A 24,699-nucleotide genomic window follows, 5' to 3' on the forward strand; every position below is an offset into this window, starting at 1 on the left:
CCATGTCCGCACAGCCCCCACAAAAGCCCGGCGATGCGCCCGGCCGCTCCCATGCCCGCCTCGCCATCTCGCCGAGCCTCAAGCCGCGTTCCCTGATGGACGAACCGCTGCGCCTGAAGGGCGCGTGGTGCGCGAAGGTCCTGACGCTCTTCCCCGAGACCTTTCCCGGCGTCCTCGGCGCCTCGCTCACGGGCCGTGCGCTGCAGCAGGGGCTCTGGGCGCTGGAGCCGATCGACCTGCGCCCTTTCGGCATCGGCAAGCACCGGCAGGTCGACGACACGCCCGCGGGCGGCGGCGCGGGTCTCGTGATGCGCGCCGACGTTCTAGGCCGTGCCCTCGACATGGCAGCGACCGGCACACCAGACGACCCCGCCCGCTGGCCCCGCGTCTACCTCAGCCCGCGCGGCGCGCCCTTCACGCAAGCCCATGCCCGACGTTTCGCCGCGGCCGAGGGCATGACGCTTCTGTGCGGGCGCTTCGAAGGCGTCGATCAGCGCGTCATCGACCATTTCGAGCTGGAGGAGATCAGCCTCGGCGACTTCGTTCTCACGGGTGGTGAGATCGCCGCGCAAGCCGTGCTCGACGCCACCGTGCGGCTCATCCCCGGCGTGCTCGGCAATGCCGCCTCCACCGAGGAGGAGAGTTTTTCCCACGGGCTTCTGGAGCATCCGCAATACACACAGCCGCGAGAATGGCGTGGCCAGGTCATCCCCGAGGTGCTGCTGTCGGGCAATCATGGCGCGGTCGAGAAATGGCGGCGCAGTCAGGCCGAGGAACTCACCCGCGAGCGCCGCCCCGATCTCTGGCGCAAGCTGACGGAAAACGGCGCCGGATAGCCGTTTCATGCGCAGGTCGCCCGTGCCATGGTTGCCGGAGCCAGGGCGATCCGCGAGATGCACCGCCGCCCTGGCGTTGCACGGGTCTTCACCGGCGTTCAGCCCTGCAATGCCCCGTCCGAGGCCGTCTTCCGACGCCCGGGCCTCGGTCAGCCCCGGCACGTGGCCATGACGGTGGCAGATCCCGGCGCGATTGCGGGTGGACGGCTGACCAAATAGCCCTTGGTCAGCGGCCATGAGGGCTTGATCCCGGCTGCACACCGCCGTATAGCCCGCCCTGTCCCGCCGGAGTCCCTCCTGCGGGCTTCCTGTTTTGAAGCGTCTTCTTCGGCGCGGTGACCGGACAGGATCGAACGCGAAGCAATAGTCGAGCGACCTCCGACGGGCGCCCCGCGACAGGCGGGCAAGGCGGACCCGGACGAAGATCGGAGCTCTCGGACGGCAAGACATCTCCGCGGACCAAACCGCGGGCCAGCGATAGGAGCGGATCAGATGAACCTGATCGCACAACTCGAGGCCGAGCAGATTGCAGCTCTGGCCAAGGATATCCCGGACTTCAAGGCCGGCGACACGATCCGCGTGGGCTACAAGGTGACCGAGGGCACCCGCAGCCGCGTGCAGAACTACGAAGGCGTCTGCATCAGCCGCAAGAACGGCACCGGCATCGCCGGCTCGTTCACGGTGCGCAAGATCTCCTTCGGCGAGGGCGTGGAGCGCGTGTTCCCCCTCCATTCGACCAACATCGAGTCGATCGAGGTCGTTCGCCGCGGCAAGGTGCGCCGCGCCAAGCTGTATTACCTGCGCGCGCGCCGGGGCAAATCGGCCCGGATCGCCGAGGATTCGACCTACAAGCCCAAGTCGGGCGCCGAAGCGTAAGGAGCGACTGCCGTGAAAAAGGACATCCATCCCGATTATCACGTCATCGACGTCAAGATGACCAACGGCGACGTGGTGCAGATGCGCTCGACCTGGGGCAAGGAAGGGGACACCATGTCCCTCGACATCGACCCCACGGTGCACCCCGCATGGACCGGTGGCGGCACCCGCCTCATGGACCAGGGCGGCCGCGTGTCGAAGTTCAAGAAGAAATACGAGGGCCTCGGCTTCTGAGCCGAACCCAGAGCCCTATAGTGGAACGCCGCCCCGACCGGGCGGCGTTCTTCGTTTGGGCCGAACCCGCCCTTCAGGCGTAATCCGCAAGCGGCGGGCTGGCGGCGAAAACGGGCCGCCGTGTCCGCAGCGTGCGGTGCGCCTCGTCGCCGCGGCCAAGCTTCAGCAACATCGCCACGTAGCTCAGTTCCAGGAGGTCGCGCTGCGCCCGGCTGCCGCCAAGCCGCGCGTGGTCCGCCATGACGGGCGCGAGCGTGTCGAGCGCAAGCTGCCAGTCCTGCCGCGCGGCCGCGCCCCAGGCGTCGGCGACGGGCCGCACGAGGTCGGCCGCGAAACCGCGCTCCGCGCCGGCGATCCGGGCAAGGGCCGCACCGTCGCCCGCCATCGCGTGGGCAAGCGCGGCGTGGATGTCGGCAAAGCTCTGCCCCGGGTCCGGAAAAAACTGCAGCGCATAGTGGCTGAGTGAGGTCCAGCGGGACGGATCCACCTCCATCCCCGCCAGTTCCGCCCTCCACAGGAGCGCGGCACTGTCGGTCAGGACGTTGATCGGCAGGGACGCCCCACTCCCCGGTGCGATGCCGTCCTCGAAGAGGCCCCACATCTCCGCCTCGTCGCCCTGTTCAAGCGCCCAGAGCGCGCGGTGCCAGTTCAGGTGCCCGTGCAGCAGCGCGCGGCGGTCATAGCCCTGAACCCATGTCGCGAGATAAGCGCGTCCAGCTGCCGTCTCTCCGGCCTCGTAAAGCGTGTGCGCCTTGAAATGCGACGCGTTGGCGTTGGCCGGGTTCAGCGCCAGCGAACGCTCCATCACCGCCATGGCCTCGTCGAGGCGTCCGACCTCGCAAAGCGCCTGCGCATGAACCGACAGAAGCCACCAGTCGTCGCCGTAATGCGACATGAGATGGGTGGTATAGGCAAGCTGCGCCGCCTCCCGTCCGGGTTCACCCGACATGCCGATGAGGCCGAAGATGTTGGTGCAGACCTGCGCCGCCAGAGCGTCGCGCGGGTACTCCGCGACATGGGCGCGGACAGCCGCGCGCGCCTCGCCTGCAAGGCCCTGCAGGAGCAGCCCGAAGATCGCGACGTGCGAGGCCTCACGGGGCGTGGCGCCACCGACAAGTTCCCGGGCCCTCGCGAGCGTCGCACGGGCGCTGCCCATGTCGCCCTCGTACATCAGGGCGCGCGCAAGGCCGGCCTGGGCCAGCGCGAAGTCCGGATCGGCCGAGATCGCGCGACCGAAGGCATCGGCGGCACCCCAAGTCGCCGCGAGGATGTGATCCACGCCCTCGACATAGGCATCGCGCGCCGCCTGCGACGCGGTGGTCAGCCTGTTTCCCAATCGATCTTCCAGCATCACGGCCTCTCCCGAAGAAACCCGAGGCTCCCACGCCATCGGCCATACGACAAGCACCGCACGCCTTTGGCGCTTAACAAGCCGGCGACGGTCCCGTATATTGCGGCCAGACGAGCCCGCCCCACGAAATGAGGGTCGGCCACCAATCGATTCAGAGGAACGGGCAGTGGCGCATATCATCGTCCTCGGCAACGAGAAGGGCGGATCGGGGAAATCGACCACCGCCATGCACGTGGCGACCGCACTGGCCCGGCTTGGCCACGTTGTCGGGGCGCTCGACCTCGATCTGCGCCAGCGCAGCCTCGGACGCTACGTGGAGAACCGGCAGAACACCATCGCCAAGCGGCGGATGGAAACCGCCTGTCCCATCCTCATGGAGTTGCCCGCGATCGATCCCGCGACGCTTGGCGAGGGCGAGAATATCTACGACCGCCGCCTTTCGGCCGCCGTGGCCGAGCACGAGGCGACCTGCGACTTCATCGTGATCGACTGCCCCGGCAGTCACACGCGCCTCAGCCAGGTGGCCCACAGCCTCGCCGACACGCTGATCACGCCGATGAACGACAGTTTCGTCGACTTCGATCTTCTGGCGCGCATCGACCCCGAGACCTACGAGATCCGCGGCCCGAGCGTCTATTCCGAGATGGTCTGGCACGCCCGGCAACTGCGCGCGAAGGCCGGGCTGAAGGCCATGGACTGGATCGTGGTGCGCAACCGCGTCGGCGCTCAGGAGATGCATAACAAGCGCAAGGTGGGCCGCGCGCTTGAAGACCTGTCGAAGCGCATCGGCTTCCGCGTCGCGCCCGGTTTCTCCGAGCGGGTCATTTTCCGCGAGCTTTTTCCCACCGGCATGACGCTCCTCGATCTGCGGGAACTCGGCGTCGAGCGGCTCAACGTCTCGAACCTCGCCGCCCGCCAGGAGTTGCGCGAACTGATGCGTGCGCTGAACCTGCCGGGCGTGACCGTGGACTTCTAGACGGCTTGCACCGTATTGCTCGGGCGAAATGTCAGCCCCCCAATGAACGAAGGGCCCGCCCCCAATGCGCAGGATTCTTGACCGGATCGTCCGTCCCTTCGGCCTCAGGGTCATCAAGGCCCGTCACGCCGAGATGGTCTATCAGCACGAATATTCGGGCGGCTACGCTCAGTATCGGGACGTCCAGATCCAGCACAACAAGCGCAAGCTTTCGAGCGTCTGGGCCGACGAGAAGACGCTCGGCGCCATTGCGGCCGATCTCAGGGCGCATGGCCTCGGCGCGACGGGCGTCTGCCACGGCGCGCGCAACGGCTACGAGGTCGAATGGTTCCGCCGCGAGTTGCAGGGCGACGTGATCGGGACCGACATCTCCGAGACCGCGACCGATTTCCCCAACATGCATGTCTGGGACTTCCAGGACGAGAACCCCGATTGGGCCGGCAAGTTCGATTTCGTCTACACCAACTCTCTCGACCAGGCGATGGAGCCGCAACGAGCGTTGTCGTCCTGGGCCAGGCAACTCACCCCCAAAGGGCGGATCTACATCGAGCACACGATGGCCCATTCCGCGCAGGGCGCCGGCGAGATGGACCCGTTCGGCGCGCATCCCATGGCCATGCCCTACCTGTTCTTCACATGGGGCCGGAGGGAATATGCGCTGGCTGACATCCTCGAGGTCGGCAAGAAGCAGAACAACCGCCACCGCGCCTGGGTCTTCGTGCTGGAGCGCGCTCAGTCGTAGCGCAGCTCCGTCGCCTTGCCCCGGAAGATCGTGTAGGCCAGCACCGAGTAGCCGGCGATGACCGGCACGACGATGCAGGCGCCGACCAGGATGATGATCAGGCTTTCAGGGGCTGCCGCCGCCTCGTAGATCGTCAGCCGTTCCGGCACCACGTAGGGGTAGAAGCTGTAGGCCATGCCGAGATAGGCCAGCGCGAAAAGCGCCGTGGCCACCGCGAAAGGCAGCCATGACCGGCGGTCGCCCGGAAAGGGCATCTGCCGCAGCATCCGCCAGAGCCACAGGATCAGAAGGCCCGAGACGATCGGCAGCGGCGCGAGGTAGAAGATCTCGGGCACCGTCAGCCACTTGTCGAAGATCCGCGTGGAGACGAGCGGCGTCGCCAGCGACACGGCACCGATCCCGAGGATGACGCCCCAGAGGCTTTCACGACCCCACCGCACAGCCTTCCATTGCAGCGCGCCTTCCGTCTTGTGGATCAACCAGGCCGAGCCGATGAAGCTGTAGCCGACGGCGAGGAACACCGCCGTCAGCGTGGCGAAGGCGAGGGTGGCCCAGGTCTGCTCCAGCCCCATGATGTAGAGGCCCAGCATGAACCCCTGCGCCAGCGCGGTCATCAGGGAGCCGGTGAAAAACAGGCGGTTCCACAGCCGCTTGTGATGATCCCGCGCCTTGGCGCGGAACTCGAAGGCGACCCCGCGCAGGATCAGGCCAACAAGCATCACGAAGACCGGCAAATAGAGCGTCGACAGGATCATCCCGTGCGCCTGCGGGAAGGCCACGAGCAGAAGGCCCACCGCCAGCACCAGCCAGGTTTCGTTGGCGTCCCAGAACGGCCCGATCGAGCCGATCATGCGGTCCTGTTCTTCGGGTGTCGCCAGCGGGAACAGGATCCCGACACCGAGGTCGAAGCCGTCGAGCACCACGTAGATCAGGATAGACAGGCCCATCAGCGAGGCGAAGGCCCAGGGCAGCCAGTCGGCGGGGTTGGCGAAATCGGGCAACATGGGATCACTCCGCCGGGTTGATGGCCATGACACCGGCCTTGCCGGAATGGCTCATGTCATTTGCGCGTCCGTCGTCCCCCTGCGCGGCCTTGCGTGCAAGGTAGGCGATGACGCCGATATAGGCGAAGAGAAGCGCCGCGTAGATCGCGAGATAGGTCACGAGCGTGCCCATCACCATCGGCGCGGGAACGTCGGCCACGGCCATCTCGGTCGTCATCACGCCCTGCACCAGCCATGGCTGACGCCCGATCTCGGTCGTGTACCAGCCCGCCAGGGTGGCGACCCAGCCCGAGAAGGCCATCGGCACCAGCGCCCAGAGGATCGGCTTCGGCAGGCCCTCCACGGCGAGCCAATGGCCGGCGATCCGCCCCTCGTGGCGCGCGCGACGGCGCCACATGAACCACACCGACGCCCAGCTGAGCAGCAACATTGCGACACCCGTGCCCACCATCACGCGGAAGGACCAGAAGACGGGGGCGACGGGCGGGTGCAGCACGCTGCCGTCCTCGGCCACGAAGTCGTTCAGGCCGGTCAGCTCACCGTCCCACTCATGAGTCAGGATGAGGGATGCGAGGCCGGGGATCTCCAGGGCGTAGTGATTGGTCCGCGCCTCCTCGTCGGGGATTCCGAAGAGGACCAGGGGCGCGCCTTCCCGCGTCTCCCACAGCCCTTCCATCGCGGCGACCTTGGCCGGCTGGTATTCCTTCGTGTTGAGCCCGTGCAGGTCGCCCATGAAGATCTGCACCGGGATCAGCAGCGCACCGATCGACACACCGGTCTTCAGCATCGCCCGAACCTCGCGCGAGCGGTCGCCGATCAGCCAGCGGAAGGCCGAGACGCCCGCGACCAGGAAGCCCACCGTCAGGAAGCTCGCCAGCATCATGTGCGCGAAGCGGTAGGGCATCGACGGGTTGAAGATGATCGCCCACCAATCGGTCGCGAAGGCCTGCCCATCGATCATCTCAAAGCCCTGCGGCGTGTGCATCCAGCTGTTCAGGACGATGATCCAGAAGGCCGACATGGACGTGCCGAAGGCCACGAGGAACGTCGCCAGCATGTGCAGCCAGCCCGGCACGCGGGAGAACCCGAACAGCATGATGCCGATGAACACCGCCTCCAGGAAGAAGGCGGTCAGCACCTCGTAGGCCAGAAGCGGCCCGGCGATGTTGCCCACCGTCTCCATGAAGCCCGGCCAGTTGGTGCCGAACTGGAACGACATGGTGATGCCCGAGACGACGCCCATGGCGAAGCTGAGGGCGAAGACCTTCACCCAGAACCTGTAGGCCGCCATCCACTTGTCGTCCTTCGTCTGCGCGAAGCGGACGCGGAAGAAGAACAACACCCAGCCCAGCGCGATGGTGATCGTCGGGAACAGGATGTGGAACGAGATATTCGCCGCGAACTGGATGCGGCTGAGGAGGAGTGTGTCGAGCGTTTCCATCGGAATCGTTACCTACTTGCGTTTCGTGAGCGACGGGATCATCCCGCCCGTCCTGTCGATCAGCCCCGCGATACGGCTGCCAAGCGTCATGAGCTTGACCAGCCGTTCGGTCTCGAGCTTCTCCATCTCGGCGTAGAAGCCGGTCATCATCTCGATCAGCTCGCGCAGTTCGGAGATGCGGGCCTCGGCGTAGTCGTCGCCGGCCGGACCCTGCATCTCCAGTTCGCGGAGCTTGGTCAGCGTCGGGTCGATCTCGCGCTTCTTCCGCTCGGCCACGAGCGTGCGCACGATCTCCCACAGGTCATCCGGAGTTGTGAAATAGTCCCGCCGGTCGCCGGGGAAATGCTTGAGCCTGACGAGGTTCCAGCTTTGCAGTTCCTTCAGGCCCATCGACGTGTTCGACCGGCTGATCCCGAGCGCATCGGTGATCGTTTCCGCGTTCAGCGGCTCGCGGGAGAGGAACAGCAGCGCATAGATCTGCCCCACGGTGCGGTTGATGCCCCACCGGCTGCCCATCTCTCCGAAATGCAGGACGAATTCCTGCTGGAGCGGTGTAAGTGTCATGGTTCCGAGATCCTGTTCGCGCAGAGATTTCAGAAATTTCTGAAATTTAGGTAAAGCCCTGTCCGGGAAGGGCAAGCGCGGCAAGGTGCGACAGGTTGGCCCGGTTCCGGGCTGCCGACGGATCTATTCGGGAAACCCGGTGGCCCTGAGAGCGCCGATGACGGCGTCCGTGTATTCCTTCGCGTCCTGCGGGCGATGTTTCAGGAAGTAGCTGACCGAGAAATCGGGGGCCTTCTCGCGGTAGAGTTCGGCGATCCGGGCGCAGTCATCGGATCGGCCAAGTCTCCAGTAGGCAGCCATCAGCCCCATCATGGATGTTGCGAATTCCGGGTATTCGGACAGGCTTTGCTCAAACGACAGCGCCGCCTCCTCGAACCGGCCCATCTGCATCAGGGCGTTGCCGATCCCGGCGGTCATCACCCCGATCTGGGGATGCAGCGGGCTCAGCCGCATGGCGCGCCTGAGGCAGCGGATCGCATCCTCGTTCTCGTTGCGGTAGTTGTGGACCCAACCCAGAAGCATCGCGACCATGGCGGAGTTGGGGTTCAGCTTCTCCGCCCGCAGAAGCGCGGTCAGACCCTCCGGCATCATGTTGTGGACATAGGCGAGGTAGTGGCCCGCATAGGCCAGCGCCAGGGGGTCGTCCTGTGCCTCGTTCAGGACCTGCTTGGCGAGGTCCTTGACCACGCCCGCCTGTTCGAAGGTCCACCAGCGCGCGGCGACCGAGCCGGTATGGGCAAGGCAGACCAGCGCCTTTGCATGGGTGTAGTTCGGGTCGCGCTCCAACGCCTGCCGCAGGAGGGCGAGCCCTTCCTCGAGATTGGCCAGCGAATCCTGCCGGTGCACCAGCGGAGCTGCGCGCAGGCACAGGTCGTAGGCGGTCAGGCTGTCGGTGGGCTTCAGCCGGGTCCGGGCGGCCTCGTTCCAGATCATCTTAGGCTCCAGCGCGCCCGCGACGCTGGCGGCGACCTCGTCCTGCAATTCGAAGATCTCGTCGATACGCCCGTCGAAACGCTCCTGCCAGATGGTATGCGCGGTCTCGGCCTCGACGAGACTGGTGAAGATGCGCAACCGGTCGCCCGCCTGCTGGATCGATCCCTCCATCACGTAGCGCACGCCAAGCTCGGTTCCGACCTCCGACAGGTCGATTGCGCGGCCCTTGTAGGTGAAGCTCGAGGTCGACGAGATCACGAAGATTCCGGAAACACGGCTGAGCGCCGAGATGATCTCGTTGACGATCCCGTCGACGAGGTAGTCGCGATCGCCGCTCCCGGTGAGGTTGGCGAAGGGCAGAACGGCGAGCGAGGGGATGGACGGCACTTCCGGCCCCAGCACCGGCTGCGCCGCCGCGGGCGTGGGTCCGAGCGTCAGGCGATAGCCGATGCCGGGCACGGTCTTGATCGCTTCCTTCCCGATGACCTTGCGCAACGCCGCGATCTGCACGCTGAGGTTCCCCTCCTCGACCATGATCCCCGACCAGACGGCATCGAGCAATTCGGCCTTGGACACGACGCGGTCGGCATTGTCGTGAAGGTGCACCAGAACGTCGAAGGCACGCGCCCCGAGCGGCACTTCGGCGCCATCTAGCCGCAGGATGCGCTGGTCTGCGATGATCTCGAACGTCACCTGTCGGGCGCCCCCTGGATTACACCGGCCAAGCGATGCACGGCAGGTCCACGGCTGTCAAACGGAGCCGGGTCGCACCTTGGGCCCCGCGCACACGGCACGGGGCCCTTGGGGGACGTTCGCGGGCGGGTGGGACGTATGGGGGACGGGCCCGCCCGCTGGTCGGACCATGACCGCGGGTTGTAACGGTCGTGCTTCAGGCAGGTGACAAGGCAATATCATCCACAGCTTCCCCGACGATCATACCCTGCCGGAACGACGAAGGCCCCGCCGATGGGGCGGGGCCTTCGCTTGTTTTCCGACGGCTTTCGCCGCGTCTCAGTCGTCGTCGCCCTTCTTGAGCGCCGCGCCGAGAATGTCGCCAAGCGAGGCGCCGCTATCGGAGGAGCCGTACTGCTCGACCGCTTCCTTCTCTTCTGCGATCTCGCGGGCCTTGATCGACAGGCCGAGGCGGCGGGACTTGGCATCCACGTTCGTCACGCGCACGTCGACCTTGTCACCCACGCCGAAGCGCTCGGGGCGCTGCTCGGAACGGTCACGGCTGAGGTCGGAGCGACGGATGAAGGACTTCATGCCGTTGTACTCGACCTCGATGCCGCCATCCTCGATCGCGGTGACCTCGACCGTGATGATCGAGCCGCGCTTCACGCCATCGATCGCATCGGCGAAGGGGTCGCCTTCGACCGCCTTGATGGAGAGCGAGATGCGCTCCTTGTCGGTGTCTACCTCGGTGACGACCGCCTTGACGACGTCGCCCTTGCGGTAGTTCTGGATGACGTCCTCGCCCCGGCCTTCCCAGGTCAGGTCGGACAGGTGCACCATGCCGTCGATGTCGTTGTCGAGACCGATGAACAGGCCGAACTCGGTGATGTTCTTGACCTCGCCCTCGACCTGCGTGCCGACGGGGTGCGTCTCCTCGAAGACTTCCCACGGGTTGCGCATGGTCTGCTTGAGACCCAGCGAAACGCGGCGCTTCTGGGTGTCGATCTCCAGCACCATGACCTCGACCTCCTGGGAGGTGGAGACGATCTTGCCGGGATGGACGTTCTTCTTCGTCCAGGACATTTCCGAGACGTGCACGAGGCCCTCAACACCCGGCTCCAGCTCAACGAATGCGCCGTAGTCGGTGATGTTGGTCACGCGGCCGGTGTGGACGCTGTCGAGCGGGTACTTCCGCTCCACGGCATCCCACGGATCTTCCTGCAGCTGCTTCATGCCGAGGCTGATGCGGTGCGTGTCCTTGTTGACCTTGATGACCTGGACCTTGACGGTCTCGCCGATCGACAGGATCTCCTTGGGGTCGTTGACGCGGCGCCAGGCCATGTCGGTGACGTGCAGAAGGCCGTCGACACCGCCGAGATCGACGAAGGCGCCGTATTCGGTGATGTTCTTGACCACACCGTCCACGACATCGCCCTCGTTCAGCTTGCCGATGACCTCGGCGCGCTGCTCGGCGCGGGATTCTTCGAGGATCGCGCGGCGCGACACCACGATGTTGCCGCGGCGGCGGTCCATCTTGAGGATCTGGAACGGCTGCTTGAGGCCCATGAGGGGGCCCGCGTCGCGCACGGGGCGCACATCGACCTGGGAGCCGGGCAGGAAGGCCACGGCACCGCCGAGGTCGACGGTGAAGCCGCCCTTGACGCGGCCGAAGATTGCGCCGTCGACGCGCTCTTCGCTGGCATAGGCCTTCTCGAGACGGTCCCATGCTGCTTCGCGCTTGGCCATCTCGTGGGAGATGACGGCTTCGCCGCGGGCATTCTCGACGCTGCGCAGGTAGACGTCCACCTCGTCGCCGATGGCGATCTCGGGGGCCTCACCCGGGTTTGCGAATTCCTTGAGGTCGATCCGACCTTCCATCTTGTAGCCGACATCGACGATGGCCTGGCCCGCCTCGATGGCGATGACCTTGCCCTTGACGACAGACCCCTCGTCGGGCGTGTCGATTTCGAAGCTTTCGTTCAGGAGGGCTTCGAATTCCTCCATGGTTGCCTTAGAGCACATGCGGTTTCAGTTTCCTTTTCGTCGCTTTCACTGGCCGGGCGGTTGTCTCCGCCGGTCTTTCGTTGGGTTGGTCCTTGGCGTCTGCCCCGCGAACGAAATCAGGGCCGGAGGTTCCGGCCCTGCTCGATCGCGGCGTTGCCCGCCGACTTGACGGGGCGGCTATAGCGGCTGCGCCCCCCGCTGGCAAGGGGCGCACGCCCAGGGACGGTCAAAGGTCGATGTCGGGCTCCAGCAACTCCTGCAGCCTCTGCCCGCTGTCCCCGCGCCCGAACAGCATGCCCGTGGAGGAAAACGTGGTCCCGTAGCTCTGGGCAAGCGCCACCGCCTGCGCCACGCCCGAGATCAGTTGCCGCCGGTCGAGTTCCGCAAACGGATGGATGAAGACCGCCCAGACCCGGCCCTGGGCCACGGCGTAGCGGGCATCGAGCGCGGTGTCGAAATTGGCCTGCAGCAGCCGCAGCATCTGCGCCTCGGTCAGCCCCTCGCTCGAAGCCACGGGGACCAGCGCGCGCATCCGGTTGGCGAGGAGGTCGTAAATCACCGTCACCGGCACGTCGTCGAGCGTGAACTGCATTCCGCCCGGCCCCGCCACAACTTCCGGATCGATCTCGGCGAAGATCTCGGCCATGTGGACGGGCGTCATGGGATCGGCGCGAGGCGGCCCCTCGGTCGACTGGGCATGCAGCGGGGCAGCGGTCAGGCAGGCGGAAAGAAGCAGGATCGGGACGGCGCGGCACAGCATCGGAAGGCCCTATCGGCAATGGCACGAGGCGATCCTGCCATGCATCTCGGCAAGGCCGAAATCAGGATCGCACACGCTCCGACACAAAGACGTCAGCGGCGCCGCCGCGCCTCCACCGCCGCAATCGCGGCCGCCACCGCCTCCTCGATCGAGAGCGTACTCGTGTCGATGAGGACGGCATCATCGGCCATGGCCATGGGCGCCGCGCTGCGCCCTGCGTCGCGGGCGTCACGCTCCTGCACATCGGCAAGGACCGCCTCGTATGTGGTCTCCAGCCCGCGTTCCAGGAGTTCGGCGTGCCGCCGCCCCGCCCGCACCTCGGGGCTGGCCGTGACGAACAGCTTCGCCTCCGCATTCGGGCAGATCACCGTGCCGATGTCGCGCCCGTCGAGGACCGCGCCGCCCGCCCGCCGGGCATAGGCGCGCTGAAAATCCACCAGCGCGGCGCGCACCTCGGGGATGGCGGCGACCTTCGAGGCGGCCTGCGCCACATCGGGACCGCGCAGGCTGTCGGGGTCAGCCAGGTGGTCGGCCGTGAGGGTGGCCGCAGCCTCCGCGGGCGCCTCGCCGTCCAGCATCCGCTTGCCGACCGCGCGGTAAAGCAGCCCGGTATCGAGATGCCCGAGCCCGAAATGGGCCGCGACCGCGCGGCTGATCGTACCCTTCCCGCTCGCGGCGGGACCATCGATGGCGACAGTGAAACTCATGTGCCCCGTTCAACCAGAGCCCGCCCCGGACGGCAAGGCCGCAAGGCGGCCGACCCGCGCGGCCGCTCAGGTCCGGTTCGCCCTGTCGAGATGCGCGCCGAGGCCTCGCATCAACGACTCGAAGATCGGGAAAGAGGTCACGATCGGCCCCGCATCGTCCACGCCCACCGGTTTCTGCGACGCAAGCCCGAGGCAGAGGAAGCTCATCGCGATGCGGTGGTCGAGATGGGTGGCGCAGGTCGCACCGCCGGGGACACCGCCCGGACCGCGCCCCTCGACGATCCACCAGTCGGGCCCGTCCTCGACCGTCACGCCACAGGCGCGCAGGCCATCCGCCATGGCGGCGATCCGGTCGCTTTCCTTCACGCGCAGCTCCTTGACGCCGCGCATGACCGTGCGCCCCTCGGCACAGGCCGCGACAACGGACAGGATCGGGTATTCGTCGATCATGCTGGCCGCGCGCTCGGGCGGCACGTCGATGCCCTTCATGTCGGGCGAGAAGCGGGCGCGCAGGTCGGCGACGGGTTCGCCCCCCTCCTCCCGCTCGTTCTCGTAGGTCAGAACGGCGCCCATCTCGCGCAGCGTGGTGAAAAGGCCCGCGCGCGTCGGGTTGAGGCCGATGTTCGGCACAAGCACGTCCGAGCCCTCGGTGATCAGCGCCGCGCAGACCGGGAACGCGGCCGATGAGGGATCGCGCGGCACGACGATGTCCTGAGGGCGCAACTCGGGACGGCCCCGGAGCGTGATGACGCGGCCTTCCTCCGTGACCTCGGTCGAGACCTCGGCGCCGAAGCCAGCCAGCATCCGCTCGGTATGGTCGCGGGTCGCCTCGGCCTCGATCACCACCGTCTCGCCGGGGGCGTTCAGCCCCGCGAGAAGCACCGCGGATTTCACCTGCGCCGAGGGGACGGGCAGCGTGTAGCGCACCGGCAGCGGGTCGGCGGCACCGACCAGCGTCATCGGAAGGCGCCCGCCCGCCCGGCCCACGGCCTGCGTCCCGAAGAGCGCAAGCGGGTCGGTGACGCGCGCCATTGGGCGTTTGCGCAGGCTCGCGTCGCCCGTGAAGGTCGCGGTGATCGGCGTCGTCGCCATCGCTCCCATGATGAGGCGCACGCCGGTGCCCGAATTTCCGCAGTCGATCACGTCCTCGGGCTCGCCGAAGCCGCCCACGCCAACGCCATGGACGCGCCAGGCGCCCTCGCCCTCGTGGATCACCTCGGCCCCGAAGGCCTGCATCGCGCGGGCGGTATCGAGAACGTCCTGCCCTTCGAGAAGCCCCGCGATCCGCGTCTCGCCCACCGAAAGCGCGCCGAGGATCAGCGACCGGTGCGAGATCGACTTGTCGCCCGGCACATCCGCCACGCCCTTCAGCGCGCCGCCCTTGCGGGCCGTCATCGGAACCGGATCGCCGTGGCCGGACATGCGCCGCCCTCCCCTGTCTTGCACCGCGCGGGTGATAGACGGGGGCGGGGGCGGCGTCCACTCCCCTTCAGGGGGCGGAGAAGAGATGCGCCTGGTCGTCGTCCTTCTCGCCCAGCCAGATTTCGGGATTGTCGACGGCGATGCGGCGGAAGACGTCCTCGCCCAGCGCGTTGCGCAGGCGGAAGCACACGGCGCGCTCCGACAGCCGTTCCTGCCGGGTCATGTAGAAGTCCGAGCCGAAGAGGACGCGGGCGCGCAGCCGCTTCACCTCGTCGTCCTCGCCGGTGAGGAAGAGGCGCAGAAAGGGCACGAAATCCTCGAAGTGGAACAGCGTGTAGGAGATGTCCGTCCACATCGACGGGAAGGTGCCGAGCCCGATCCGGTGCCGGATCAGCCGCTGCCAGTTCCGTTCCAGCGCGCCCTCGTCTTCGGGGTCATAGCCTTCCTCGACATAGGTGCGCCAGTCCTCCTGCCCTCCGAAATGGGCGAAGCACACGCGCAGGTTCGGGAACCGCTCCCACACCTTGTCGAAGGCCTGCGGCCGGGTGAAACGGTCGGCCTCTGCCGGCACGACGCCGCGCCCCATGACACCCCCGCGCGAGCAATGGGTCATCACGGGCAGGTTCCGCGCGTCGAGCAGCGGGTAGACCTCGTTCATCAGGACCGGGTGATCGGGCGGGAAGCCCATCCGGGGATAGAGTTTCAGTCCCTTGAACTTCAGCGTGTCGAGCGCGTGGACGACCTCGGCCACGCGGTCCTCGCCGTCGGGATGCAGCGTGGCGAAGGGGATCACGTTGTCGGGATGGGCGGCGGCAAGGTCCGCCAGTTCCTCGTGCTGCGACCGAAGGTCCTTTCGGACCGCGCCGTGGCCTGTCGGCTCCATGTCCATCGGCAGGACAACGAAGCGCGTGTTGCGCGGGTAATGGCGGCGAACCTGCTCGAAGATCTCGGACTGACGCCATGCGCCGGCCTCCTGCTGGAACCGGTAGAGCCGGTCGAGCGTGTCGGCCTTGTCCTTGGAAAAGATGCGCACGACCGCGGCAAGGGCCCGCAGAAGGCCCGGGATCGCCTTGAACGGCACGAGCAGCGGATGCGGATAGCACCGGGGCACGTGGTTCTGCGTGAAGGTATGGACGTGGACGTTGGTGATGCGGATGTCGGACATGGCGCGGCCTCCCCGGTTCGCGGTCAGGCTAGCATGCCCCAGCATTGCGCCGATATTCGGGCTTTCCCGACCCCGCTAGCGCCGGCGGAAGGTCAGGTAGTGCGGCACGCGGCCCTCGCGCAGCGCCTTCTGCTCGTAGCGGGTGGATATCCAGTCCTCCCACGGTTCGCGCCAGTCCGACGGACCCTCGGCCAGCCAGTCGAACCCGTGGCGCGGAACCTCCTCCAGCGTCTGGCGCACGTAGTCGGGAATGTCGGTCGCCACGCGGAACTCGGCGCCGGGCTTCAGCACGCGGGCCAGCGGGTCCAGGTGCTCGGACGTGACGAAGCGGCGGCGGTGGTGCTTCTTCTTCGGCCAGGGATCGGGATAGAGCAGGAAGGCCTTCCCGATCGAGGCATCGGGCAGCACGTCGAACAGATCGCGCGCGTCGCCGGGATGGACACGGAGGTTCGTGACGCCTGCCCTGCGGATCTTGCCCAGAAGCATGGCGACGCCGTTGATGTAGGGCTCGCAGCCGATGATCCCGACACCCGGGTTGCGCTCGGCCTGGTGCACCATGTGCTCACCCCCGCCGAAGCCCACCTCCAGCCACACCTCGCGCCCGTCGAAGATCGCCGCAAGGTCGAGGGGCGTGCGATCGGGGTTCGCGTCCCAGTCCACGGGACCCGGAGAAAGCGCCGCGAGGTCCTGCTCCAGATACGCCTCCTGGCTTTCGCGCAGGTGCTTGCCCCGTCGGCGGCCATAGAAATTGCGATGCGGGCGGTCGGGCGTGGTCATGGCGTCTCGGTCCTGTCGGGGCCGCCCGTCTAGCGCGGGCCTCCACGCGCCTCAATCCCCCATGGGGCTTCCGTTCGGGCGGCTGCTGCATAGATCCCTCGAAGAGTTCCGGTTTGCGCAGGGTCAAGGCGCGGGGGCCAGGAGCCTGCCAGCCTCTGTCCGGAAAATGCGAGGGAGCACCCCATGTTCGGCCATTCGGTCCGCCTGTTCGAAATCTTCGGCTTCGAGATCCGCGTCGATGCGAGCTGGCTCGTCATCGCCGCCCTGATCGTCTGGAGCCTGTCGCAGGGATACTTCCCGGCCGTCGCGCCCGGGATCGAACCCGGCGCCTCGCTGATCCTCGCCATCATCGCGATGCTGGGCCTTTTCGCGAGCCTGATCCTGCACGAGTTGGCCCATTCGCTGGTCGCACGCCGCTATGGCCTGCCGGTCGGACGGATCACGCTGTTCCTGTTCGGCGGCGTGGCCGAGCTGGAGGAGGAGCCGCGGAGCGCGGTCTCGGAGTTCTGGATCGCGGTCGCGGGTCCGGCCATGAGCTTCGCGCTGGCCGGCGCCTTCGGGCTCCTCGCCCTGCTGCTGGACGCGGCCCTGCCCGGACCGCTTGCGCTGATCCTGGGTTACCTGTCGATGATCAACCTGATCCTCGCCACCTTCAACCTGATCCCGGCCTTCCCGCTCGACGGCGGAAGGGTCCTGCGCGCAGTGCTCTGGCGCAGGTCGGGGGACATGATGTCGGCCACCCGCACCGCCAGCCAGGCGGGCACCGTCCTGGCGCTCGGGCTGATGGGTCTCGGCCTGTTCTCGGTCCTGTCGGGTGGCGGGCTTGGCGGCATCTGGACCGGTCTCATCGGCCTTTTCGTCCTGAACGCGAGCCGGGGAACCTATCAGCAGATGCTCCTGCACCGGGGCCTGAGCGGGAGGCGGGTGGCCGACCTCATGACGACCCATGCCCATGTCGTGCATCCATCCGCGACCCTGCGCGACGTCGCCGACCGCGTGATGATGACCCGAGGCGTCAGCTTCGTGCCTGTGGTGGAGGGCGGGCGCCTGCTCGGCCATGTCGAGGCGGCTTCCCTGCGCGAGATCCCGCGGGAGGCCTGGGACGAGAAGGAAGCGAAGGACGTTCTGGTCCCGCTGTCGGCGGAGACGCACGTCGCCCCGTCGATGACGGCGGAGGCCGCGCTGGAAGCGATGGCGAAATCGAGCCGCCGCAAGTTCCTCGTGGCCGAGGGCGACCGGCTTCTCGGCATCCTCAGCCTCAGCGACCTCCTGGCCGAGATCCGCGTGATCGAGGAGCTTGGCGCGGGCCGCTGAGGCCCGCGCCGTATCGCTTCTTCAGACCGCGGCCTTGAGGGCCTCGACGAGGTCCGTCTTCTCCCAGGAGAAGCCGCCGTCGGCCTCGGGCGTGCGCCCGAAATGCCCATAGGCCGCCGTGCGCTGGTAGATCGGGCGGTTCAGCGCCAGGTGCGTGCGGATGCCGCGCGGCGTGAGGTCCATGACCTCGCGCACGGCCTTCTCGATCTGCTCCTCCGACACCTCGCCCGTGCCATGCGTGTCGGCGTAGACCGACAGCGGCTCGGCCACGCCGATGGCGTAGGAGACCTGAAGCGTGCAACGCTTGGCCAGACCCGCCGCGACGATGTTCTTGGCGAGATAGCGCGCCGCGTAGGCGGCCGAGCGGTCGACCTTGGTCGGATCCTTGCCCGAGAACGCGCCGCCACCGTGCGGCGCGGCGCCGCCATAGGTGTCCACGATGATCTTGCGCCCGGTCAGGCCCGCGTCGCCGTCGGGGCCGCCGATGACGAACTTGCCGGTCGGGTTGACCCACCAGTTGGTGGCCTCGGTGATCCAGCCCGAGGGAAGAACCTCGCGGATGTAGGGTTCCACCACGGCGCGCACGTCGTCCGAGGTCATGTCCTCGTCGAGATGCTGCGTCGACAGCACGATCGAGGTCACCTCGACCGGCTTTCCGCCCTCGTAGCGGACGGTAAGCTGGCTTTTCGCGTCAGGGCCGAGCGTCGGCTCCTTGCCGGACTTCCGGACCTCGGCGAGGCGGCGGAGGATGGCGTGCGAATACTGGATCGGCGCAGGCATCAACTCGGGCGTCTCGTCCACGGCATAGCCGAACATGATCCCCTGGTCGCCCGCGCCGTCCTTGTCGACGCCCTGCGCGATGTGGGCCGACTGCTCGTGCAGGAAGTTCAGCACATGGCAGGTGTTCCAGTGGAACTTGTCCTGCTCGTAGCCGATGTCCTTGATGCAATCCCGCGCGATCTCGCCGATCATGCCCATGAAGGTCTTGAGGCGGTTCTTGTCGGACAGCCCGACCTCGCCGCCGATGACGACCATTCCGGTCGTGGCGAAGGTCTCGCAGGCGACGCGCGCCTCCGGTTCCTCGGCGATGAAGGCATCGAGGACGGCGTCGGAAATCCGGTCGCAAACCTTGTCCGGGTGACCCTCCGAAACGGATTCGGAGGTGAAGATGTAGTTGTCGCGGGCCATGAGGGTGCTCCATTCAATGCAATGCCCCACGCCAGGAAGCCGTTGTGGGGTCGCGCAGCCTTACGCCCTTGCCGGGCCTTGTTCAATGGGCCTCTTCGCGCCGGACATGGATCGCCGCGCCGAGCGCCACGAGAAACGTGACCAGGAGCGCAGGCCAGTCGCCGGTCCGCGCGTAAAGCGTCGGCGGAAGTGCGGGCGGCAGGGCGGCATCGAGATGCCCCGCCTCGCCCAGGCCAAGCGCGGACACGACCTGCCCGCGGGCGTCGATCACCGCCGAGACCCCGGTGTTGGCCGCGCGCAGGACCGGCAGCCCCTGTTCGGCGGCACGCAGGCGCGCCAGGGCGAGATGCTGCCATGGCCCCGAGAACGTTCCGAACCATGCATCGTTGGTGATGTGCAGCAACCAGTCCGGCCGGTCACCGACATCGCGGATGTAGCCGGGAAAGATCGCCTCGTAGCAGATCATTGGGAAGACGCGGCCGAAAGCCTCCCCGAGATCGAGAAGCGCGGGTCCGGGCCCGGACGTATATCCACCCGGCACCACGGCGGCGAGGGCCGCGAGGTCCAGGCGGTCGAACACCTCTTCGAACGGCAGGTATTCACCGAAGGGAACCAGGTGGTGCTTGTCGTAGACCGCAACGATGGCACCGCCCGGGGCGAGCTGGGCGAGCGTGTTGCGCGGCCTCAGCCCCTCGTAACGGTTGCCGCCGACGATCACCTGAGCCTCGCCCGCCGCGGCGGCCAGCCGTGACCGGGCCGCGTCGGAGCGGTCGAGCAGGACCGGAAGGCTTGTCTCGGGCCAGACCACGAGGCCGGGGGCCCCGAGCGAGGGATCGGGCGCGGCCGCGGTCAGCGCGAGGCCGCGCTCCCAGAAGACGGGGATCATGTCCTCGCGCCACTTGAGGTCCTGGGGTGCATTGGGTTGTACCAGCCGCACGACCGGGGCGCCCGGCCCCGCCACCGGCCCCGACGGCGTGGGCAGCAGCAGCGGCAGGACGAACGCGGTCAACGCTCCCGCCGCCGCAAGCGGCGCGCGTCCCGCATGCACGATCAGCGAGGCGATCATGGCAGCCGTCGCCACAACGATCAGCGTCAGGCCCTGCGGCCCGGCCCAGGCCGCGGCCATCAGGTAGTCCGTGTCGATCAGGGCATGACCCGGCTGCGCCCAGGGAAATCCGGTCAGGACCACACCGCGCGCTGCCTCGGACAGGGCGAGCAGCGCAAGAAAGAGCGCGGCCTGCGCGATGGCGCGGTGTGCCGGGGCCCTGCCGCGCGCGACACAGGCCGTCAGGGCCGCGGGCGCAGCCCAGAACAGCGCGAGACCGACCGCGAAGAAGACGAGCGCGAAGGGGGCCATCCAGCCGTGCCGTGCCGCATCGACGAAGAAGGGCTCCACGATCCAGTGGAGCGCGACGGCGAAATGCGCCGTGCCTGCGGCAAGGCCCCGCCACGCCGCGGCCTTCGGACCCGGCGCGGACACCAGCGACAGCGCCACGAGCGCAAGCCCCAAGGGTGTCGCGGGCCATATGTCGAAAGGCGCCTGCCCCAGGGCGGCGATCGCCCCGCCGGAGATGGCGAGCGCCATCGCCTGACCCCGGACCAACCCCGCCAGAGGCGGCGATGGCCCGGCTGCGCCGGTCGGCGGCTTGGGCATCAGGATGCGTCGCGCTTCGGCGCGCGGACGCGGAGCCGCTTGATCCGGCGCGGGTCGGCGTCGATGACCTCGAACTCCACGCCCGAAGGATGGGGCACGACCTCGCCGCGCGCGGGCACGCGACCCGTGAGCAGGAAGACGAGACCGCCGAGCGTGTCGACCTCCTCCTCGTCGTCGATGCCGGACAGGTCGATGCCGATCTCGGCCTCGAACTCGTCGAGCGGCGCGCGCGCCATGGCGAGCCACGCATGTTCGCCCTCGCGCTGCCAGGGCCGCGCCTCCTCGACGTCGTGCTCGTCCTCGATCTCGCCGATCACCTGTTCGATCAGGTCCTCGATGGTCACCAGACCGTCGACACCGCCATACTCGTCGATCACGAGCGCCATGTGCGTCCGGTCGGTCTGCATCTTGGTCAGAAGGACACCGATCGGCATGGATGGCGGCGCATAGAGAAGCGGGCGCAGCGTCGTGCGCAGCGAGAACCCGCTCGGGTCCTTCTGGAAACCGTAGCGCAGCGCCACGTCCTTGAGGTGCACGAGACCGACCGGCACGTCGAGCGTTCCGTCATAGACGGGAAGCCGCGTCAGGCCGCTTTCGCGGAATGTCTCCACAAGCTCGGCGAGCGATACCTCGCAGGAGACCGACACGATCTCCGCACGGGGGATGGCCACGTCCTCGACCCGCATGTGCCGCAGGTTCGAAATGCCGAACGGACGCGGGCCACCCGCACGCGTTTCCGCCGCGGGATGGGCCGTTCCATTGGCCGTGTCCTGGTCCTCTGCAGGGGGAGGCGCGCCGAAAAGCCGCGCCAGGAAACCGGGCCTGTGACCCGGTATCTCGTCCTCGTCCGTTTGCGCGCCTTGCGCCGCGGCAGACGAGGGATCGGGGTTCGAGCTCATCGCTCCTTTCCAAACACGTACAACCGGGCCCAGAACACCCGTTGACGTCAATATGGGTCAGGGACCCCCAGTCTTGCAAGGACGCGGGTTTCCAATCCTTCCATCAGCGTGGCATCGGCATCGGTTTCGTGGTCGAAACCCAACAGATGCAGCAGCCCGTGGACCAGAAGATGGGCGAGATGATGCTCGAGCGGGCGGCCCGCCTCCTCCGCCTCGCGGACGCAGGTTTCCAGCGCCAGCGCGATATCGCCGAGCTCCTCGGGCGGGCCGGCGCCGCCGGGACCAGGCAGGCGGGGCATCCCGCCCGGGGAATCGGCCCCGCGTTCCTCCGCCGGCCATGACAGCACGTTCGTGGGCGTCGGCTTGCCCCGGAACTCGGCGTTCAGCCCCGCGATGCGCGCGTCGTCGCAGGCGAGAAGGCTGACGGCACAGCGCCCGGGATCGAGCCCCAGCTCGGCCAGCGTTGCGGCGAAGGCGTCGGCGGCGAGCGTCTCGAGGCCGGTTTCCGACCAACCCGGCGCCTCGATGAGAATGTCGATTTCCATGATGCGCATGTGCCCCGAGCGCGCGGCGCGGTCAATCGTGCGCCCGGCGCCGCGGCGCGCATTCCTTGAAAGGAATGCGCCAGAGCCTTGCAAGGCTCTGGCAAGCCTCTTGCAAGAGGCTGCGGTACATCCTTGCAAGGATGTACCGGGCCACCTCAGCGTTGGGCATCGGCGTCGTAGGCCTCGATGACGCGGGCCACCATCGGATGGCGGACCACGTCCTTTGCCGTGAAGTAGTTGAAGCTGATGCCCTTGACGCCTGCGAGGATGCGCTCGGCCTCGATCAGGCCGGAGGGCATTCCCTTGGGCAGGTCGACCTGGCTCCGGTCGCCGGTGATGACCATGCGGCTCCCCTGCCCCAGGCGCGTGAGGAACATCTTCATCTGCATGCCGGTCGCGTTCTGCGCCTCGTCGAGGACCACGTAGGCATTCGACAGGGTGCGGCCCCGCATGAAGGCCAGCGGCGCGATCTCGATGGTCTTTTCCTCGATCAGCTTCTGCAGCTGTTTGGCCGGCAGGAAATCGTTCAGCGCGTCGTAGAGCGGCTGCATGTAGGGATCGACCTTCTCCTTCATGTCGCCGGGAAGAAAGCCGAGCCGCTCGCCGGCCTCGACGGCGGGGCGCGAGAGGATGATCTTGTCGACGTGGCCGTTGATCATCTGGTTCACCGCGACGGCCACGGCGAGATAGGTCTTGCCGGTGCCTGCCGGGCCGATGCCGAAGGCGAGTTCGTGGCCATAGAGGTTCCGCACGTAGTCCTGCTGCGCCGCCGTGCGCGGCTCCACCGTCTTCTTGCGGGTGCCGATCTCCAGCGGTCCGGCGCCGAACATCTCCATCTGGTCGCCGTCGCGCGCGCCGGTTTCCTCGCCCGTGCCGCCAAGGCGAACGGCGGCGTCGATGTCGCCGGGTTCGATGCTGCGCCCCGATTCGAGCCTGGCATAGAGGCGCTCCAGAACCTGCGCTGCCTCTGCCCGCGCCTCGCCAAGGAGCGCCAGTTCGTTGCCGCGCCGGAGAATGTGGACGGACAGGAGATGCTCGATCTGGGCGAGGTTGCGGTCGAATTCGCCGCAAAGCTCGATCAGGAGACGGTTATCGGGGAATTGCAGCAGCAGTTCGACAGGCGGCTCGGCGGCGGGGTGCGGCAGAGTGGTAATCGCCAAGTTGTGCTCCCGGTGTTCGAGGCGTGCTCTGGAAGGGATGTTGGCAAGGGACAGGCCACAACGCAACAGGTTGTGTCACTTGTCACGAAGAATTCGTGATGCTGTACCCCGCTCCGTGCCGGATGACGCGAGGCCGCCGCTCAGACCAGCAGGCCCGCAAGCGAGTTCGGGCCGCTCTCCACCACGTCGACCGCCGCGATGCGTCCGATCAGGTCCGCGTCGCCCTGCACATGGACGGCGTGCAGGTATTCCGACTTGCCCACGACCTGGCCGGGCATCCGCCCCGGCTTCTCGAAGAGGACCGAAACTCGCCGCCCGACCATGGCGTCCTGGGCCGCGCGCTGCTGCGAGGTGATCAGCGCCTGGAGGCGTTGCAGCCGGTCGTCCGCCTCGGCGGGATCGACCTGCGCGCGCTCGGCCGCGGGTGTTCCGGGGCGGGGAGAGTACTTGAACGAGTAGGCACTGGCGTAGCCGACCTCCGCCACGAGATCGAGCGTCGCCTGGAAATCGGCCTCGGTCTCGCCGGGGAAGCCAACGATGAAGTCGCCGGACAACGCGAGGTCGGGCCTGGCGGCGCGGATGCGCTCGATCAGCCGGATGTAGCCCCCGGCGGTATGCTTGCGGTTCATCGCCTTCAGGATCCGGTCCGAGCCCGACTGCACCGGCAGGTGGAGGTAGGGCATGAGCTTGTCGCAATCGCCATGCGCCGCGATCAGGTCGTCCTCCATGTCGTTGGGGTGCGAAGTGGTGAAGCGGATACGCTCCAGCCCGTCGATCGCCGCCATCGTCCGGATCAGGCGGGCGAGGCCCCATTCGCCGCCCTCGGGTCCGGCTCCGTGATAGGCATTCACGTTCTGGCCGAGCAGCGTGATCTCCCGCACGCCACGCTCCACGAGGTCGCGAGCCTCGCGCAGGAGGCGCTCCACCGGGCGCGAAACCTCGGCGCCGCGCGTATAGGGCACGACACAGAAGGAGCAGAACTTGTCGCATCCCTCCTGCACGGTCAGGAAAGCCGTCGGACCGCGCTTCGCCCGCCGGTCCTTGGGCAGGTGGGCGAACTTGTCCTCTTCGGGAAAATCGGTGTCGAGCGCCTTCTCGCCCCGGCCGAGCGCCTCCATCATCTTCGGCAGCCGGTGATATGTCTGCGGCCCCACGACGAGGTCGACCATCGGCTGGCGGCGCATGATTTCCTCGCCCTCGGCCTGCGCGACGCAGCCCGCGACACCGATCTTGAGATCCGGGTTCGCCTCGCGCAGCGGCTTCAGCCGGCCAAGCTCGGAATAGACCTTCTCCGCCGCCTTCTCGCGGATATGGCAGGTGTTGAGCAGGATCATGTCCGCGCCCTCGGGCGTGTCTACCTGCTCGTAGCCGTCCGCGCCCAGCGCCTCGGCCATGCGTTCACTGTCGTAGACGTTCATCTGACAGCCATAGGTCTTGACGTAGAGCTTCTTCGTCCCGGTCATGGCGCGCCC

Annotated in this window: 24 protein-coding genes and 1 riboswitch; of the genes, 7 read left to right on the plus strand and 17 right to left on the minus strand. The window is 67.5% G+C overall.

All coding sequences use genetic code 11. From position 1 onward, the window contains the following. Positions 1-2 precede the first annotated feature (2 nt). The 4 genes from trmD to rpmE all read left to right on the plus strand — a co-directional run bounded on the left by trmD (position 3) and on the right by rpmE (position 1,946). Positions 3-836, plus strand: a complete 834-nt coding sequence (gene trmD / locus N8I71_RS00550) for a tRNA (guanosine(37)-N1)-methyltransferase TrmD (protein WP_262875970.1) — start codon at positions 3-5, stop codon at positions 834-836. A gap of 27 nt (positions 837-863) precedes the next feature. Next, complete coding sequence (locus N8I71_RS00555; protein WP_262875971.1) at positions 864-1,055, plus strand: hypothetical protein; 192 nt, start codon at positions 864-866, stop codon at positions 1,053-1,055. A 273-nt stretch (positions 1,056-1,328) separates the two neighbouring features. Beyond that, positions 1,329-1,712 carry a 50S ribosomal protein L19 gene (rplS, locus tag N8I71_RS00560; RefSeq protein ID WP_262875972.1) on the plus strand — a complete coding sequence of 128 codons (384 nt, stop codon included), beginning with the start codon at positions 1,329-1,331 and terminating at the stop codon, positions 1,710-1,712. A gap of 12 nt (positions 1,713-1,724) precedes the next feature. Further along, the gene (gene rpmE, locus N8I71_RS00565) at positions 1,725-1,946 is read left to right on the plus strand and encodes a 50S ribosomal protein L31 (RefSeq protein WP_262875973.1); all 222 of its coding nucleotides are present in this window, start codon (positions 1,725-1,727) and stop codon (positions 1,944-1,946) included. 73 nt (positions 1,947-2,019) lie between these two features. Here the strand turns inward: rpmE and N8I71_RS00570 are convergent, their stop codons facing one another. Then, positions 2,020-3,297, minus strand: a complete 1,278-nt coding sequence (locus N8I71_RS00570) for a tetratricopeptide repeat protein (protein WP_262875974.1) — start codon at positions 3,295-3,297, stop codon at positions 2,020-2,022. A gap of 166 nt (positions 3,298-3,463) precedes the next feature. Here N8I71_RS00570 and N8I71_RS00575 point away from each other — a divergent pair, with 166 nt between their 5' ends. Further along, positions 3,464-4,273 (plus strand): division plane positioning ATPase MipZ, encoded by an 810-nt coding sequence (locus tag N8I71_RS00575; RefSeq protein WP_262875975.1) that lies wholly within the window; start codon positions 3,464-3,466, stop codon positions 4,271-4,273. A 64-nt stretch (positions 4,274-4,337) separates the two neighbouring features. After that, positions 4,338-5,015, plus strand: coding sequence for a methyltransferase domain-containing protein (locus tag N8I71_RS00580; RefSeq protein WP_262875976.1), 678 nt, complete (start codon positions 4,338-4,340; stop codon positions 5,013-5,015). Here N8I71_RS00580 and N8I71_RS00585 read toward each other — a convergent pair. The 10 genes from N8I71_RS00585 to trmB form a co-directional block, all read right to left on the minus strand. Next, entirely contained in the window at positions 5,006-6,019 is a 1,014-nt protein-coding gene (locus N8I71_RS00585) for a cytochrome d ubiquinol oxidase subunit II (protein WP_262875977.1), read from the minus strand. The genes N8I71_RS00580 and N8I71_RS00585 overlap by 10 nt on opposite strands. A 4-nt stretch (positions 6,020-6,023) precedes the next feature. Beyond that, complete coding sequence (locus N8I71_RS00590) at positions 6,024-7,460, minus strand: cytochrome ubiquinol oxidase subunit I (RefSeq protein WP_262875978.1); 1,437 nt, start codon at positions 7,458-7,460, stop codon at positions 6,024-6,026. Between the two features lie 12 nt (positions 7,461-7,472). Further along, positions 7,473-8,024: a GbsR/MarR family transcriptional regulator gene (locus N8I71_RS00595; RefSeq protein ID WP_262875979.1), complete on the minus strand. Its 552-nt coding sequence runs from the start codon at positions 8,022-8,024 to the stop codon at positions 7,473-7,475. Positions 8,025-8,147: 123 nt separating this feature from the next. Continuing rightward, positions 8,148-9,650 carry a winged helix-turn-helix domain-containing protein gene (locus tag N8I71_RS00600; protein ID WP_262875980.1) on the minus strand — a complete coding sequence of 501 codons (1,503 nt, stop codon included), beginning with the start codon at positions 9,648-9,650 and terminating at the stop codon, positions 8,148-8,150. Positions 9,651-9,968: 318 nt separating this feature from the next. Continuing rightward, on the minus strand, positions 9,969-11,654 hold the full coding sequence (gene rpsA, locus N8I71_RS00605) for a 30S ribosomal protein S1 (RefSeq protein WP_262875981.1): 1,686 nt from the start codon (positions 11,652-11,654) through the stop codon (positions 9,969-9,971). 208 nt (positions 11,655-11,862) lie between these two features. Then, positions 11,863-12,396 carry a type III secretion system chaperone family protein gene (locus tag N8I71_RS00610; protein WP_262875982.1) on the minus strand — a complete coding sequence of 178 codons (534 nt, stop codon included), beginning with the start codon at positions 12,394-12,396 and terminating at the stop codon, positions 11,863-11,865. Between the two features lie 92 nt (positions 12,397-12,488). Then, entirely contained in the window at positions 12,489-13,103 is a 615-nt protein-coding gene (locus N8I71_RS00615) for a (d)CMP kinase (RefSeq protein WP_262875983.1), read from the minus strand. A gap of 66 nt (positions 13,104-13,169) precedes the next feature. Beyond that, entirely contained in the window at positions 13,170-14,525 is a 1,356-nt protein-coding gene (aroA, locus tag N8I71_RS00620; RefSeq protein ID WP_262875984.1) for a 3-phosphoshikimate 1-carboxyvinyltransferase, read from the minus strand. Between the two features lie 67 nt (positions 14,526-14,592). Further along, positions 14,593-15,690: an amidohydrolase family protein gene (locus N8I71_RS00625; protein ID WP_262875985.1), complete on the minus strand. Its 1,098-nt coding sequence runs from the start codon at positions 15,688-15,690 to the stop codon at positions 14,593-14,595. 75 nt (positions 15,691-15,765) lie between these two features. Then, the gene (trmB, locus tag N8I71_RS00630; RefSeq protein ID WP_262875986.1) at positions 15,766-16,467 is read right to left on the minus strand and encodes a tRNA (guanine(46)-N(7))-methyltransferase TrmB; all 702 of its coding nucleotides are present in this window, start codon (positions 16,465-16,467) and stop codon (positions 15,766-15,768) included. Between the two features lie 183 nt (positions 16,468-16,650). Between trmB and N8I71_RS00635 the strand changes: the two genes are divergently transcribed. Next, a complete protein-coding gene (locus tag N8I71_RS00635) occupies positions 16,651-17,781 on the plus strand; it encodes a site-2 protease family protein (protein WP_262875987.1) in 1,131 nt (376 codons plus the stop codon). Between the two features lie 21 nt (positions 17,782-17,802). On the opposite strand, the gene metK is transcribed toward N8I71_RS00635, so the two are convergent. From metK to miaB, 6 genes are all read right to left on the minus strand, one after another. Continuing rightward, positions 17,803-18,969: a methionine adenosyltransferase gene (gene metK / locus N8I71_RS00640; RefSeq protein WP_262875988.1), complete on the minus strand. Its 1,167-nt coding sequence runs from the start codon at positions 18,967-18,969 to the stop codon at positions 17,803-17,805. Between the two features lie 5 nt (positions 18,970-18,974). Next, positions 18,975-19,023: riboswitch (SAM-SAH riboswitch) on the minus strand. A gap of 28 nt (positions 19,024-19,051) precedes the next feature. Then, positions 19,052-20,554 (minus strand): apolipoprotein N-acyltransferase, encoded by a 1,503-nt coding sequence (gene lnt, locus N8I71_RS00645; RefSeq protein ID WP_262875989.1) that lies wholly within the window; start codon positions 20,552-20,554, stop codon positions 19,052-19,054. Positions 20,555-20,622: 68 nt separating this feature from the next. Beyond that, positions 20,623-21,522: a hemolysin family protein gene (locus N8I71_RS00650; RefSeq protein ID WP_262875990.1), complete on the minus strand. Its 900-nt coding sequence runs from the start codon at positions 21,520-21,522 to the stop codon at positions 20,623-20,625. Positions 21,523-21,569: 47 nt separating this feature from the next. Beyond that, positions 21,570-22,067 carry an rRNA maturation RNase YbeY gene (gene ybeY, locus N8I71_RS00655; protein ID WP_262875991.1) on the minus strand — a complete coding sequence of 166 codons (498 nt, stop codon included), beginning with the start codon at positions 22,065-22,067 and terminating at the stop codon, positions 21,570-21,572. A 155-nt stretch (positions 22,068-22,222) separates the two neighbouring features. Then, entirely contained in the window at positions 22,223-23,227 is a 1,005-nt protein-coding gene (locus N8I71_RS00660) for a PhoH family protein (protein WP_262875992.1), read from the minus strand. A 140-nt stretch (positions 23,228-23,367) separates the two neighbouring features. Continuing rightward, positions 23,368-24,690, minus strand: coding sequence for a tRNA (N6-isopentenyl adenosine(37)-C2)-methylthiotransferase MiaB (gene miaB, locus N8I71_RS00665; RefSeq protein WP_262875993.1), 1,323 nt, complete (start codon positions 24,688-24,690; stop codon positions 23,368-23,370). Positions 24,691-24,699: the final 9 nt, after the last annotated feature.

It is taken from the genome of Roseicyclus sediminis, from assembly GCF_025515305.1.
In the GTDB taxonomy this organism is placed as follows: domain Bacteria; phylum Pseudomonadota; class Alphaproteobacteria; order Rhodobacterales; family Rhodobacteraceae; genus Roseibacterium; species Roseibacterium sediminis.